The 13,155-nt window shown below is 29.1% G+C and carries 18 protein-coding genes and 1 pseudogene; 16 read left to right on the forward strand and 3 right to left on the reverse strand.

Features of this window, described 5'->3' with window-relative positions:
* Positions 1-84: 84 nt before the first annotated feature.
* Both JHL18_RS23580 and JHL18_RS23585 read right to left on the reverse strand, forming a co-directional pair.
* On the reverse strand, positions 85-990 hold the full coding sequence (locus tag JHL18_RS23580; RefSeq protein ID WP_200273875.1) for a carbon-nitrogen hydrolase family protein: 906 nt from the start codon (positions 988-990) through the stop codon (positions 85-87).
* Between the two features lie 68 nt (positions 991-1,058).
* Positions 1,059-1,571 carry a hypothetical protein gene (locus JHL18_RS23585; protein ID WP_200273877.1) on the reverse strand — a complete coding sequence of 171 codons (513 nt, stop codon included), beginning with the start codon at positions 1,569-1,571 and terminating at the stop codon, positions 1,059-1,061.
* Between the two features lie 403 nt (positions 1,572-1,974).
* Between JHL18_RS23585 and JHL18_RS23590 the strand changes: the two genes are divergently transcribed.
* The 10 genes from JHL18_RS23590 (at position 1,975) to JHL18_RS23635 (ending at position 8,349) form a co-directional block, all read left to right on the forward strand.
* On the forward strand, positions 1,975-2,478 hold the full coding sequence (locus tag JHL18_RS23590; protein ID WP_200273879.1) for a GNAT family N-acetyltransferase: 504 nt from the start codon (positions 1,975-1,977) through the stop codon (positions 2,476-2,478).
* Between the two features lie 85 nt (positions 2,479-2,563).
* Positions 2,564-2,740 (forward strand): hypothetical protein, encoded by a 177-nt coding sequence (locus JHL18_RS23595; protein WP_200273881.1) that lies wholly within the window; start codon positions 2,564-2,566, stop codon positions 2,738-2,740.
* A gap of 155 nt (positions 2,741-2,895) precedes the next feature.
* Positions 2,896-3,969: a GGDEF domain-containing protein gene (locus JHL18_RS23600; RefSeq protein WP_200273883.1), complete on the forward strand. Its 1,074-nt coding sequence runs from the start codon at positions 2,896-2,898 to the stop codon at positions 3,967-3,969.
* Between the two features lie 219 nt (positions 3,970-4,188).
* Positions 4,189-4,545 carry a hypothetical protein gene (locus JHL18_RS23605; RefSeq protein ID WP_200273885.1) on the forward strand — a complete coding sequence of 119 codons (357 nt, stop codon included), beginning with the start codon at positions 4,189-4,191 and terminating at the stop codon, positions 4,543-4,545.
* Positions 4,546-4,598: 53 nt separating this feature from the next.
* Positions 4,599-4,808 (forward strand): hypothetical protein, encoded by a 210-nt coding sequence (locus JHL18_RS23610; protein ID WP_200273887.1) that lies wholly within the window; start codon positions 4,599-4,601, stop codon positions 4,806-4,808.
* A 39-nt stretch (positions 4,809-4,847) separates the two neighbouring features.
* Positions 4,848-5,075, forward strand: a complete 228-nt coding sequence (locus tag JHL18_RS23615; protein ID WP_207753100.1) for a hypothetical protein — start codon at positions 4,848-4,850, stop codon at positions 5,073-5,075.
* Between the two features lie 217 nt (positions 5,076-5,292).
* Positions 5,293-5,631 (forward strand): hypothetical protein, encoded by a 339-nt coding sequence (locus tag JHL18_RS23620; RefSeq protein WP_200273891.1) that lies wholly within the window; start codon positions 5,293-5,295, stop codon positions 5,629-5,631.
* A 400-nt stretch (positions 5,632-6,031) separates the two neighbouring features.
* Positions 6,032-6,193 (forward strand): hypothetical protein, encoded by a 162-nt coding sequence (locus tag JHL18_RS23625; protein ID WP_200273893.1) that lies wholly within the window; start codon positions 6,032-6,034, stop codon positions 6,191-6,193.
* A gap of 97 nt (positions 6,194-6,290) precedes the next feature.
* A complete protein-coding gene (locus JHL18_RS23630; protein ID WP_200273895.1) occupies positions 6,291-6,974 on the forward strand; it encodes a helix-turn-helix domain-containing protein in 684 nt (227 codons plus the stop codon).
* 505 nt (positions 6,975-7,479) lie between these two features.
* On the forward strand, positions 7,480-8,349 hold the full coding sequence (locus tag JHL18_RS23635) for an alpha/beta hydrolase (RefSeq protein WP_200273897.1): 870 nt from the start codon (positions 7,480-7,482) through the stop codon (positions 8,347-8,349).
* A gap of 210 nt (positions 8,350-8,559) precedes the next feature.
* On the opposite strand, the gene JHL18_RS23640 is transcribed toward JHL18_RS23635, so the two are convergent.
* Positions 8,560-10,161, reverse strand: a complete 1,602-nt coding sequence (locus JHL18_RS23640) for a recombinase family protein (RefSeq protein WP_200273899.1) — start codon at positions 10,159-10,161, stop codon at positions 8,560-8,562.
* Positions 10,162-10,440: 279 nt separating this feature from the next.
* Between JHL18_RS23640 and JHL18_RS23645 the strand changes: the two genes are divergently transcribed.
* The 6 genes and pseudogenes from JHL18_RS23645 to JHL18_RS26645 all read left to right on the forward strand — a co-directional run bounded on the left by JHL18_RS23645 (position 10,441) and on the right by JHL18_RS26645 (position 13,055).
* Positions 10,441-10,626 (forward strand): hypothetical protein, encoded by a 186-nt coding sequence (locus JHL18_RS23645; RefSeq protein ID WP_200273901.1) that lies wholly within the window; start codon positions 10,441-10,443, stop codon positions 10,624-10,626.
* A 144-nt stretch (positions 10,627-10,770) separates the two neighbouring features.
* The gene (locus tag JHL18_RS23650; protein ID WP_200273903.1) at positions 10,771-10,974 is read left to right on the forward strand and encodes a hypothetical protein; all 204 of its coding nucleotides are present in this window, start codon (positions 10,771-10,773) and stop codon (positions 10,972-10,974) included.
* A 192-nt stretch (positions 10,975-11,166) separates the two neighbouring features.
* Entirely contained in the window at positions 11,167-11,427 is a 261-nt protein-coding gene (locus tag JHL18_RS23655; RefSeq protein ID WP_207753101.1) for a sigma factor-like helix-turn-helix DNA-binding protein, read from the forward strand.
* Between the two features lie 187 nt (positions 11,428-11,614).
* Positions 11,615-11,764 (forward strand): annotated as a pseudogene (locus JHL18_RS23660) (DNA adenine methylase); the annotation flags it as partial.
* Positions 11,765-12,170: 406 nt separating this feature from the next.
* Positions 12,171-12,650 (forward strand): hypothetical protein, encoded by a 480-nt coding sequence (locus JHL18_RS23665; RefSeq protein WP_200273906.1) that lies wholly within the window; start codon positions 12,171-12,173, stop codon positions 12,648-12,650.
* Between the two features lie 87 nt (positions 12,651-12,737).
* Positions 12,738-13,055 carry a tyrosine-type recombinase/integrase gene (locus JHL18_RS26645; RefSeq protein ID WP_207753110.1) on the forward strand — a complete coding sequence of 106 codons (318 nt, stop codon included), beginning with the start codon at positions 12,738-12,740 and terminating at the stop codon, positions 13,053-13,055.
* Positions 13,056-13,155 lie beyond the last annotated feature (100 nt).

Raw genomic sequence — 13,155 nt, forward strand, 5'->3', positions numbered from 1 at the left:
TGCAAAGATTCTACTTTTAAATGATTTCTACCCATAATTCAACCACCTTTCTCCGTATGTTTAGTATTTGAAGAAAAATTGTGGTTATTCAGTATAACTTAAACTTAGACCTAGGATACCTATAGTGGCATTCAATAATTCAGAATAGGCTTTTATCTTACGAAAAGTATTGCCCATCATTTCGTGCTTTCTATAGGTTCGTATTTTTTCTAAATCAAAGTCTGCTATAAACACATCTTCTGTTTCAGCATCTGCAAGGATGATTGTATTGTCGATAGGTATGCCGTTCTCATCCCAAGTTATTGGACTAAAAGCGCAGGAGCAGCCTGCGTTTTTTCTTGGTGGGTTTGCCATCGCAACTCCAACCATATTTTCATAAGCTCTAGTTGATAGAGTTTGGATTCTTGGCTTCATGGACTCACAATCGTTTGGCACTAGTATTAATTCTGCCCCTTTTAACATAAGTATTCTTGCACTTTCAGGATATTCTCTATCGTAGCATATCATTACCCCAAGTTTGACTCCTTCGAATTCACATACCTTAAACTCATCACCTGACTCTATCATTCTCTCATCAGCGAAATCACAGGTATGCACTTTACTGTATTTCATTATTATTTCACCATCTCTATTTATAACGAATGCTGAGTTTTGAGGCTTTTTTACCCCTTTCGTGTAGGCTGTAATTACAATGCCTATATTTAAAAGTTTAGCAGCCTTACAAAATGTTTGAATATGCTCATTGTTCTCATCGATAGCTAAGTTATTCCATTCTTTAAATTCTGAGGTTTTCATAATTTCTTTAGTGGAAAGGTTTTTATTTACTTTAGGAAACTCATATCCAGTAATCCAGCATTCAGGAAATAAAACAAGATCAGCCCCAAGCTCCTTTGCTTTTTTCACTGCGCTTAAACCCTTATTTGTATTTAAGGTAATGTTATAAGGATCACGAGTTTCTTGTACAATTGCAATTCTAAATATTTTAGTCATGTTATAGCCCCCAATATAGCAAAAAGTTTTGTCAGATAAAATACTACATGTTGTGATATTCAGTAGAACTATATTGAATTATAGTAAACTACTAAATCAGATTCTAATTTATGCATATTATTGAATTTGTATATAGATACAAAGATACTACCTACTAAGATTAAAACAAAGAGTGTAATATATACCTTTTTTTGCGATTCATTCATCTTTGATTGTTTATCCAATATATTAGGAATCATATTGAATAGAAGCACTAAAGCTATAAGAGCATTAGATATAAGTGTTATTTTAGAGAGTTTCAATAATACAATTGACTTTTGAAAACCGAGTAAAGTTTCTTCATTAATTTTATTTTGTTGTATGTTCTTTTTAGTCTCTTTTTCAGATAATGAAATATCATAGACAGGATGTTTAATGCCTGATTCCCCAACAAAGTCAAGCTTAAAGTAGTGCTTTCCAGTTTTTATTGTGGTTGCATTACCTTCTCTAGTTTCAATATGGAGTGAAAAAAAGCTGGAAGTAAAAAAAGCAACTGCAATAATAATAATTGATATTAATGATCTAATTCTAAATTTATTCATTTTTTCTCCTTAGCAATAATTATAATGTCATTTGAAAATTACCTTAGTTATTTCTTATTGGTTAATACATATACCACAATAGCAGCTATTACATTGGGTCCCCAATAACGCAATTTATTTGTAATAATTTACTTTTATGTATAAGTATATTATATAGAAGATGATGATAGTTGTACATAATAATGTTGCTTATAATATAAAAGTGATTAAAAAGACTAGGAATAATTAATATTTTTATATTTATTAGAAGCAGAATTTTAACTACATATGCTATAATTTTATATAAGATTTTAAGAAGAAAAGATAGCTATAAAAAACTTATTTTTCATATGCTCAAAATATGAAAGTTTTAGTGAGAATAGCATGGTGTAAAAATATTTGCATAAGAAAAAGGAGAATTAAAGTGGAATTTCGTAGAACGGTTGAAGCAGATATAAGCAGTATAATGAATATTATAAAACAGGCACAAACTTACTTTAAGGAAAATGGAATAGATCAATGGCAGAATGGTTATCCAAATGAAGAGGTAATAAAAAATGATATTGAAAATGAGCATAGCCATGTGCTTTTAAAGGATAATAATGTAGTTGGTACCGCAGCTATATCTTTTGATGGAGAGAAAACTTATGATAATATCCATGAAGGACAATGGTTGAGTAACGATGCTTTTGCTGTGATACATAGAATAGCAGTAGATAATGAATATAAGGGGCTTGGGCTTTCGGCTATAATAATTAAAGCTGTAGAAGAGCTTTGCATAAATAAAGGAGTTCATAGTATTAAAGTAGATACACATGAAGAGAATTTATCTATGCAGAGATTACTTAAGAAAAATGGATTTCAATATTGTGGAATAATTTATTTAGAAGATAAAAACAAACGAGTTGCTTTTGAAAAGGTGATATAATTATTTTGTAAATATATGGTCTAAACTGATGGGTGAGTTTATTAGGACAAGGTAATTTAGAAGTTATTTAAAAGGGGAGATAGTTATGAGAAAGAGAGATATTCTAGCTGTAGCAGCCACAGCATTTTCAATGGGAGTGGTTTTGGGAGTTTTGATTTCACCAGCGAAGAATGGGTTTGGCAACAACACTTGGAATACTACAAATACTACTAATAATTATGGTGGAGCTAGGGTACAGAATATAAAGAATAAAACTAAGTAGTGATAAACATAGGAGGAAGTATGGAGTTCGTAAAGTCTATTTTCTTTAGTTTATGCTTCATAAATTACGTATTATGTGATGATTGCATTAAATGTTAATCATAAGCAAATGATATTAGTATATTTACTATACTAAAGTCATTTGAGGTGCTTATTTTGTGGAGGGATTTATTTATTAATGTATGTATACTTGTTACAATACTCTTTACTGTAAGCCAAATATTTAAAGATACAGGAATTAACCCTAAATCACCAATAAAACTTAGAATTTTATTAGGACTAATAGGTGGTGGCTCTACTTATATAATAATTAATTTTAGTTTTCATGTAACAAATAAAGTTATTTTAGATTTTAGGCACTTAATAGAAATTTTGGTGGCAGTGTTTGGGGGGATTATTCCAGCGCTTATTACTGGTATAATTACTTCAACTTATAGACTTGTATATATAGGAATAAGCTATGAATCTATTATATCTTCTATTGCTATACTGATGGTTTCTATAGGTTGTGGATTTATTTCTATGAGTAAAACAAATATGCACTTGAAGCCAACTGCTATGTTTATATACTCATTAGTTGTAAGAAGTACTGTTCTTTATTTACTTATACCAAATAAAAATTATGCTTTTCAAGTAATAATAATGTTATATATATCTTCAATAATAGCAGGCCTGTTAATAGGATATCTAGTTAAATACCTAGTTACATCTCATAATATGATACTTCGATTGAAATATGAGGCTAACAGAGATTTTTTAACAGGGCTAAACAATACAAGATACTTTGATACTAAATATAATGATTTAATAAAAGAGGCTGTCAAAAAGAATAATAGCATAGCTATGTTTATTATAGATATAGATCATTTTAAAAGCGTAAATGATACCTATGGACATAATGTAGGTGACGAAGTATTGAGAAGTATTGGAACATTACTAATTAATAGATCTGAAGCCATAGATATTGTATCTAGAATCGGTGGAGAAGAGTTTGTAGTAATTATTAATAATATAAAAGTAAACAGAGCTATTGAAATTGCTGGTTATATAAGAAAATCAGTGGAAGAAACAAAATTCTTTCTATCTTGTGGGAAGTATATAAATATTACAGTTTCAATTGGCGTTGCTATTTATCCTGATACAGAGAAAAATATTGAGAATCTAAAAGATACAGCAGATACAAAACTGTATGAGGCAAAACATACTGGAAGAAACAAGGTTTGCATATAGAGAATTTCACGTTACAGTGCTATTTCATTTGAAGTACTGTAATTTTTTTATAGTCATAATTTAATGTAGCATAATAGATAAAGGAAATAAAAGTATAATTATTACAATATATGTTATAATCAATGGAGAAGTAAAAGATAGTATCTAGTAGTTTTATACACTTGATGAAACATAAGTCTAGTAGTATTAAAAATGAATAGTTAAAAGGGAGGAATATAAGTGAAAAAAAGGACAAAGTATATTTTAATTGTCTTTGCAATCGTACTTTTAATGATAGCATGTTACGTGTTTTTTATACGAATTGATAAATATACTTATAATAGGGATACAAATACAATAGAAAAGGACGGCATTGAATATGTTCGTTCTAATAGTTTACCAAGTAGATTTCTTGATAAAGAAAATAAAACAATTGGCAAAATAAAAGGTAGTGATTTTGAATCTCAAGAAAGGTGGGTAGTAAAAATAAAGGGTATTGATGAACACGAAATGTTTCTTGTAACAGGTTTAATGAATCAGGAATTATTTATTAGATCAGATAAGGTTGAGGAGTTTAACAAAACCTTACTAAAGTAATTATAAATCGTAAAATTTTTAGCGAGAAACAATTTCGGAAATGAGGAAGATAATTGAAAAAAATAAAACTTATCTTAATAGGATTTATACTAATAAGTATTTCACTTGGGATTTTTGCATACGTTAAACAAAAGAATAGTAATGATGCACAAATTAGGCTAGCAGATAGTAAGTTTAGGGACAGTCTATCATTAGCTAGCACTGGTTTTGCAATTGATTATGACAAAATAGATGACGAAAGTAAGGTGCAATACTACATATAAACATCTTCCAGTCTTTATACGGCAATAAATATTATTGATATGACATCCTATAAAGAGGCCAAAAATAGAAATGCGTTAGGAGAAGCAATATATAATTTATATTTATGTATGACACGTGATTATTCAAGAAAAGAAATACTTAGAGATAATAATATGACTATTATCTTTAAGTGTCTAGCAAAAATATCTAATGATCCTGAAGATGAAGAAGACTGTAAGAGGATTTCTAAGCTTACAGGTGATTTATATTTTAACAATAATAAGTAGGTCTCGATATGAAAATATTTCGACTTAACTTGTGAAACTTAGAATACGAACAATGCTTTTTGAAAACTTAATGATGCGGTGTAGAAAATAATATTAAACCCTTCAAGTAGCTATATAAGGCATGGAATAACTTGGTTATAGGTGGTATAATTACAAGTATTTAAGTCAAGATAAGTAAGTTACTGTTTATCAAAATAATTATGATGGAGATGATTTAATGGTACTTTTTCGCCCTGTCGGTAAAGCAGAGTTGGAATTGATAGAAAAGGCTAATTATACTGAATTTCCACCCAGATTACCTCAACAACCTATCTTTTACCCAGTTCTTAATCAGAAATATGCAGAGGAGATAGCTCAACGATGGAATACAGGAGATATAAATTCCCAATACAAGGGATATGTTCTGAAATTTGAAATTGATGATACATACATTTCTCAATTTGAAGTACAAACTGTAGGTAATAGGCATCATCAAGAACTATGGATTCCAGCAGAGGAATTAGAAAACTTTAATAACTATATTATTGGAAAAATTCAGGTTGTTAATGAATTTTAGTAACTTGTTTCAAGTGGTTCTTTATAAAAACTAATTTACAGTTCTCTTTTTTAACGTCACATAAAAAACGAATACTTAATTAAAACACTGCATTATTCACAATTGAGTTTTTGCAGTGTTTTTACGTAGCATTACAAGAATAGTTTAACATAAGTGATAAAAATAGATTGAAGTATAGATATTAAGATGTTTCTTTCAGCATGAAAGATGTATGACTTAAAAATATTGAAAATATAGATTATTATAATAGAAAGGAGCAGAGATTATAGATAAGAAATTAATATCACAAATCATAAGAAAGAATTTATATATTTTAGTTTTTACAGCAATAGTAACTTTATCTTTCATGAGAGAAATCAATCAAGCTCTTTACACTCCGATTGATATGGGAGTCTTAAGTATGAGTAGTATTAAGTACAGTATACTTTCTATGAAGACTGGTGTTGTACAGGGGAGTTTTAGTAAAATATATACTATATATAATTATCCGTTGATACCTTTGTTTTTTGGAGTAATATATAATATTTACTTTTTGATTAAGGTTTATAAAGATAAAAATTAGTGTTGCAACTGGCAGTTGCTAAGATTCAAGGTTTGTTTGGTAGCCTATAATTAGCTGCGTTGTTATGATAAGACCATAAAAATAAGGAGGTCCTATTATGAGCTTAGGCAAAAAAATACAGGAACTAAGAAAACAAAATAATTTATCACAAGAACAGTTAGCAGAAAAACTTTTAGTGTCAAGACAGGCTGTTTCTAAATGGGAGTTAGATCAATCTGTTCCAGATACGGACAAGGTAATACTATTGAGTGATTTATTTAAAATCTCAACTGATTATTTACTTCGTAAAGATATAAATATTTCTTTACCTCAAAGCTTGAAGGAAAATCTTAATGAAAAGAGCATAGTGCTGGATACCTATAAACAGTTTCTTGGGAGATGGGTAAAGATCTTTTTAGATGATAAGGTATACGAAGGTATCTACGAGACTGCAATAATTGCTATGGACAATGATTATATTATGTTCCAAGATAAGAAAAGTAAAAGAGGAATTGTAGCTATTGAAAGTATAATATCAGTTAGCGATGCAGATATATACAAAAGAAAACAAGATAATATACCAGAGGTGACTTTACAAGAAGAAACAGGCACGGCTTTACTTGAATATTTTAAAGGAAAGCGTTGTAAGATACGATTTAAGTGCAAGTCAATTTTTACTAAGCCACAAGGGTACTTTGATGTATTAGTTGAGCGAATAACATGTGATGAAGTTTGTATAGATAGTAAGGGTAGCAAAAGTATCATAAAGCTAGATAGGATTCTTTTCATTGAAGAAAGATAAAGATTTGATTATCATAGATTGAAGTTAAGTTATACATGTAAGTTAAAATCTATAAAGATACTGTAATAATAAGCATAGTTTGAAAGAACTATGCTTAAATGTTTTATATGAAAATAAAAATCACAGGACATATTAAAGCTTTTAACTTTTGTCCTGTGAATCCCAAAATTCTTAGGAGGTATTGGGATGTGCTACTAAGATTATTGGCTATTTTTTTATTGTATATTCAAATTGGTTATGAAATTTTAAAAAGAATTACGGTTGGTTATTTTGTATGTATTATGAAAAAAAGACGATGTAACTTGTGAAATTTAGAATACAATTAATGCTCTTTGAAAATTGAATAATGCGGTGAAAAGATTATTTTAAAACATTCTTCAGTCTGCGGTTTTCTTAGAGCTTATTGGCATTATATGGTATAATTAACAGTAATTAATACAGAGTAGTAATTTAAAGCGAAAGTTCCTTATATATCAAGAAACTTAAATGAGAAAGGCTGATAGTTATGAAGGAATTAGATTTGGAATATAAGATTATTGGTAAAGGCAAAACTGTACTTATAATAGAAACAGGAATAGGCAGTTCATTCTATGATTGGTTTTCTATTGTACAAAAGCTAAAAGAAGATTTTACTATTGTTTTATATCATAGATGTGGCTATGGGAATAGCCAAGTTCCCATAACCTCACGAACGACAAAGAATATTGCAGAAGAGCTAAATTGTCTTTTAGATAAGATAGAGATAAAAGAGAAATTTATATTAATTGGACATTCTTTTGGAGGATTATGTGTACAACATTATGCAAAATTGTATCCTCACAGGTTAAAAGGTATAATGTTAATTGACTCTACTTCATTTAATTTCAAACAGCTGTACAATCTTGACACACCTGTGATGAACTCTCTAATTGCATTAGATAGTATGATAGAGAGTAATATTAATTCTTCAAAGAAATCAAAAGAGGAATTAAAGCAACAGAATAGCAACATAATTTCGGCCTATGAAAATCGTTTAAGTGATACAGACATGAAATCTGTAGAAGAGTTTTTCTCGAATTCCACGCTTCATAAAACTATTGCAGACGAATTTCAAAATTGGGATAAAGATAGTGATGAAATTAAGAGTGTTACTGAGTTTCCTAATATTCCACTTATAGTAATATCAAGAGATAGTAAGGTAGCTGAAAGAGGATGGGTGAAATATGGTATTCCAGAGGGCGAAGCCATTTTATATGAAAATGAGTGGCGTAAATTACAAAGTGAGTTATCAAAACTTTCAAATCAAGGAAGATTAATAATCGCTGGAAATAGTGACCATGAGATATACATAGATAGACCTGATATTGTAAACCATTATTTAAAAACACTACTATAATACAAGGGCTTTTAAGTAATAAGTGTATATTGACTTGAATTGTTTGCTTCACATTTTTCTAATTTTACGTCACATAAATAAAAAACTAATAATTACTTAAAACACCGCATTATTCATAAATTGAGTTTTGCAGTGTTTTTAGATGGTAATACAAGAAAAATATAACATTAACTATAAAAATAATAAGCATAGTTTAAAATAAAACTATGCTTAAATACTTAATGAACTATTAGCCCCAACAAGATTAATAGTTAAAACTTCATTATCCCAAGTAATGCTTTCAATCACTTCTTTAATAACAGATCTCTTAATTTCTATATCATCAATATAATCAAAGAACTGTTTTATAGTTTTAATATTAGAGGTTATATTTCCTACCTTTTCATCTATATCTTCAGCAGTCATCTGACTTAGGGTTATTTCGCTTAGTCTTTTTTCAATAGAAAGATTCTCATTTTTCACCGTCTTTATTTCGTTTTCTATTAGCTTTAGAGTATCCCGATCTTCTAGTAATGCAAGTTTTCTTACTAAGCCTTGGATAACTTTATTATTGGAAGAGAGAGTTTTCTTTAGACTTGAAGCTTCATTTTGAAGTTCAAGTTTAGTGGTTTCTGAATTTTCATCGTTAGAGTACAGATTAACTATGCTTTTAGTATCTATATTTTTTAAAGCTGTTATTATAGCTTCTTCAGCAGCATAGGCGTTTAGCATCTTAGTGGAGCAGCGATTACTGGCTCTATTCCTAAGTTCGCATCTATAATATCTTTCAAGTTTATTAGTTCTCTTATTTAGATTGCTCCAGGTAGACATACTACTACCGCAGTTACCACATTTAACTAATCCAGATAGTAAAAAGTGTTTGCTTGTATTGGAACGTACTGCTGGATTACTTGCATTGGCATTTAAAATTTCTTGGCATTTTATCCACTGTTTAGAGGGAATAATACCTGGGTGTAGTGCAGCTGATACAATCCATTCTTCAACTGATTTATCTTTCTTGCCACCTTCACGTTTGTTATAAACCATAAGGCCATACTCTCCAGTAAAATCATTACATAAAGTAGCTCCTAGATTATTGAAATAGTTATACATATTTTCATCTGCAAAAGTGTATACAGGATTATTCAATATCTGAAGTACTGTATTTCTTGAGAATTCGCCACCATTTTTTCCTTTAACATTATTGGAGCAAAGATATCTTGAAACTGTAGATGTACTTTTCTTCTCTAAATATAAAGAAAATATGCTCTTAACTATACTAATTTCTTCTTCTACAACTTCAAGTTTATACATTTTCTTAATATTTTCTTTTCCAACATATTCAACTGGAACTGATTTAAAACCAAGTGGGGGAGTGCCACCAAGCCATCTTCCAGTTTTGGCAAGCTCAAGCATATTGTCTTTGATTCTTTCTGCAATAGTTTCTCTTTCAAGCTGTGCAAATACTGAAGAGATGTATACCATAGCTCTACCCATTGGACTTGAAGTATCAAATTGTTCTCTGATGCTTACAAATTCAATTTTGTTTTTCTGAAGCATCTCTAGAGTAGTAGAAAAATCAGCTACATTACGAGAGATTCTATCTAATCTATAGCAAATAAGATAATCAAAACGCTTTTTCTTTGCATCGCTTAGAAGCTTTTTAAATTCAGGTCTATTTATATTTCCACCAGAGAATCCTTCATCTTCGTATATTAGAAAATTAGTGATTCCTAGATTGTTACCATACTGTTTACATAATTCAATTTGGTTCTCAATAGATTCGCCTTTTTCGGAGAGTCTACTTTTTCTACTATATATTGCAGCTATCATAAATTCCCTCCAATAGTTGATTTTTTATATAATTAGAACGGTTTTCTGAAAGTGATATAGATTTAAGTTTATATTCAATGATTTCTTAAGCTAACATAGGAGCACACTACAGTTCTATGGGCCAATTTAACCTCATCAACAATTAGTACATTTCACTCTACAATATTATAGATATTATTTTGATTGTACATTTAATACCACTCTTACTTATGGGATAGAAGATTACAGTTGTCACCTATTAAATTTGCATTTCATACTATGACAATAGGAGGGATGATTATGGGGAGATTGAGAACAAAGATTAAAGTTGAAGTTAATTATCCAACTACAAAAGAAGGTATAAAGCGTTTTGAAGAAGCAAAAGCCAGAGGAGTTATTATGGCCCTTAGATCTAAACATAGTGAAGAAGAAGTAAGGCTTGTGGTAGAAAAACTTAAGAAAGAGTTAGAAGACTCGGTTAATTAGATAATAAGGAGATTTAACATGAGATTTAAAAATGATAAACATAAGCAAATTGGTAAAGCTTATATTAGTTCATAAAAAATAAACCCTTATAAAAGAGTTTATCAAAAACGCGTATCGCCAACGTCGTAGCTCCATTATATCAAAGTGAGGAGCGAACTAAATATAAATGCGAGACTTAAAGATGGTTTTGTACTACAATATTTAAATCTATATAATCCAAAAATTAAAAATGTAGCTGTTATAAAGAGCACCTTAAAGCAAATGCCAGTAGTTAATATGAGTAAAAGTTCAAATAGCAGCAAGGATTATATGAAGCTCTGTGAGAAGGCTTTGCTAAGTGTTAAGTAATCTAAAAATATATCAGATAGACTTAACCAAAGAGAAGTAGAACAAGAATTCAGACTAAAGATTATAGATGCACATCTATTTATTCCCTGTGCAAGAAATCTATATGGAATAAGAGATATTGATGAGCTAGCCGAAGATATAAAAGAAAATGACCTGTATCATAATCTAGTTTTAAGACCAGTAGTAAATGATATGTATGAGATTCTTTCTAATATCAAAGAAAATAAAGAAAGTATGAAGCAAAAGATTGACAATGCACTGCAAGTATTAAGTGAAAAGGAAAGAGAAGTTATTACTTTAAGAAATATTCAAGTAAGAGATAAGTCATGGGATTATATAGCTATGAAGAGCGATTTATCTGAGGCTTGGGTAAGAGTACTTAAAAAGAAAGCTATTAAAAAGATGGCACCTATAGTATTTCCAATAGAAAATAACGATAAGATAGCACTATAATTACGCTATTATATAGAACAATTATGCTATTTTAATATAAACTTTAAAGTGAGAAAAACGTTTTAATTCCCATTGTGTAGAACCTGTCATTATTGATGGGTTCTTTGTTTTGGTGTGAGGGCGGTGTGATATTAATCTATACCAAAATAAAAAGAGTGATAATATATTAAAACCGACTATAGTTGGAATGGGAGGAAAGTCAACATTAAGAAAAACAATAATAAGCATGATTCCAGAGCATACTTGTTATGCTGAATTATTCTTTGGAGCAGGATGGGTTTACTTCGGTAAGGAACCATTAAAAGTTGAAGTTATTAATGATATTGATAAGGAGTTAAACCTAAGATTTCATATCCAGGGTGGGGAAGCATAACAATAATGCCAGAAAAGCAAGTAGATTCTGTTAGTATACAAACTACGGTTCAAGGTTTTTAGATTTATTAATTAATAATGTATAAAAGTGTTCTTAGAAATATGAAAACTCAACTAATAGTTTGTAGTACAACATTATTAGTTGAGTTTAATTTTTGTAATTAGTATATTATTATTAAAGTGGTGATTTTATTTTGTTGAAAATATGAGCTTACGAAATATATTTAAATAAAAATTAAGTTGAAAATTGATGTTATCTTAAATAAATTAAGCTCTTGAAGAACTTTATGTAATATAATTTTAATTGGTGTGATAAGAGCATTTTTAAATAGTTTTATTTTATATAATTATTTTAGGAGGAGTATAAAAAAATGAAATATAAATTTATGCCTGTATTTATAATCACTGCAATAATAGTAATTCTATCAGTTTTAAATATTTATCAATATTTTAAATTTGAAAATTATCAAAAGAAATATAAAGAAAAGGCTGATTCTGAATTTAAACTTGATATGCAAATAATTTATGCAGGTATAGAAAATATAAGTTCTGCAGAGATTGGTCAGATACCTTCATTAACTCAATTGTCTTCAGGTACTAGTAAAGCAGATGCTATATGTGAATATACTTCTTATTATGATAAGAACAAATTATTAAAAAACACTCTTTGGGAGTTAAATAATAATATAACAAATCGTACAAATATTGAAGAGGTTGTGAAAAAGAATGATTTAACCATCTTATTACCAACCCTAAAGAAGATAATAGAAAATCCTTTAGATGAAGTATCAACAAAAGAATTATATAGATTGGTTCAGAAACATACAGTTTTAGGTTCAACAGTGCCTTAATATACGTTTAAATAGATTATGAACATTGATGTATAACAATACGTCATAAGTTAAATCTATTAGAATATTTTAATATTAAATAATGAACTGAAAAAAGAGCTGCTTAGATACTGTAAGGATAGAGAAGGCTATGAGTTTTTAATAACAAGCAGAGAAGGACAGAATGATCCAATAAGTAGAGAAAGAGCGTATCAAATTCTTATAGGTATAGGAAATACTTTTGATATACATATTAGCTACCATACTCTTAGAAAGACTTTTGGTTATTGGCATTATGATGAAAATAAAGACATAGTTAAGCTCATGGAGATTTTTAATCATAGTGATCAAAGAGTAACTTTAAGGTATATAGGAGTACTTCAGGATGAGGTAGATAAGTCGGTAAAAGAGCTAAGTTTTCTATAGCTTTTTTTATTTTTTGCTCTGAGTTTAAAATATTGAGATAATAATAAACTGCTAATTGAGAATGGTCTATGATGGCTTAAAGGTGCTACTTTGATATAGG

The organism is Clostridium yunnanense (genome assembly GCF_016595795.1).
In the GTDB taxonomy this organism is placed as follows: Bacteria; Bacillota; Clostridia; order Clostridiales; family Clostridiaceae; genus Clostridium_AR; species Clostridium_AR yunnanense.

Coding starts and splice junctions, on each gene's coding strand:
- JHL18_RS23580 (WP_200273875.1), bottom strand. CDS start 990: ATGACTAAAATATTTAGAATTGCAATTGTACAAGAAACTCGTGATCCT.
- JHL18_RS23585 (WP_200273877.1), bottom strand. CDS start 1,571: ATGAATAAATTTAGAATTAGATCATTAATATCAATTATTATTATTGCA.
- JHL18_RS23595 (WP_200273881.1), top strand. CDS start 2,564: ATGAGAAAGAGAGATATTCTAGCTGTAGCAGCCACAGCATTTTCAATG.
- JHL18_RS23615 (WP_207753100.1), top strand. CDS start 4,848: ATGACATCCTATAAAGAGGCCAAAAATAGAAATGCGTTAGGAGAAGCA.
- JHL18_RS23620 (WP_200273891.1), top strand. CDS start 5,293: ATGGTACTTTTTCGCCCTGTCGGTAAAGCAGAGTTGGAATTGATAGAA.
- JHL18_RS23625 (WP_200273893.1), top strand. CDS start 6,032: ATGAGTAGTATTAAGTACAGTATACTTTCTATGAAGACTGGTGTTGTA.
- JHL18_RS23630 (WP_200273895.1), top strand. CDS start 6,291: ATGAGCTTAGGCAAAAAAATACAGGAACTAAGAAAACAAAATAATTTA.
- JHL18_RS23635 (WP_200273897.1), top strand. CDS start 7,480: ATGAAGGAATTAGATTTGGAATATAAGATTATTGGTAAAGGCAAAACT.
- JHL18_RS23640 (WP_200273899.1), bottom strand. CDS start 10,161: ATGATAGCTGCAATATATAGTAGAAAAAGTAGACTCTCCGAAAAAGGC.
- JHL18_RS23645 (WP_200273901.1), top strand. CDS start 10,441: ATGGGGAGATTGAGAACAAAGATTAAAGTTGAAGTTAATTATCCAACT.
- JHL18_RS23655 (WP_207753101.1), top strand. CDS start 11,167: ATGTATGAGATTCTTTCTAATATCAAAGAAAATAAAGAAAGTATGAAG.
- JHL18_RS23665 (WP_200273906.1), top strand. CDS start 12,171: ATGAAATATAAATTTATGCCTGTATTTATAATCACTGCAATAATAGTA.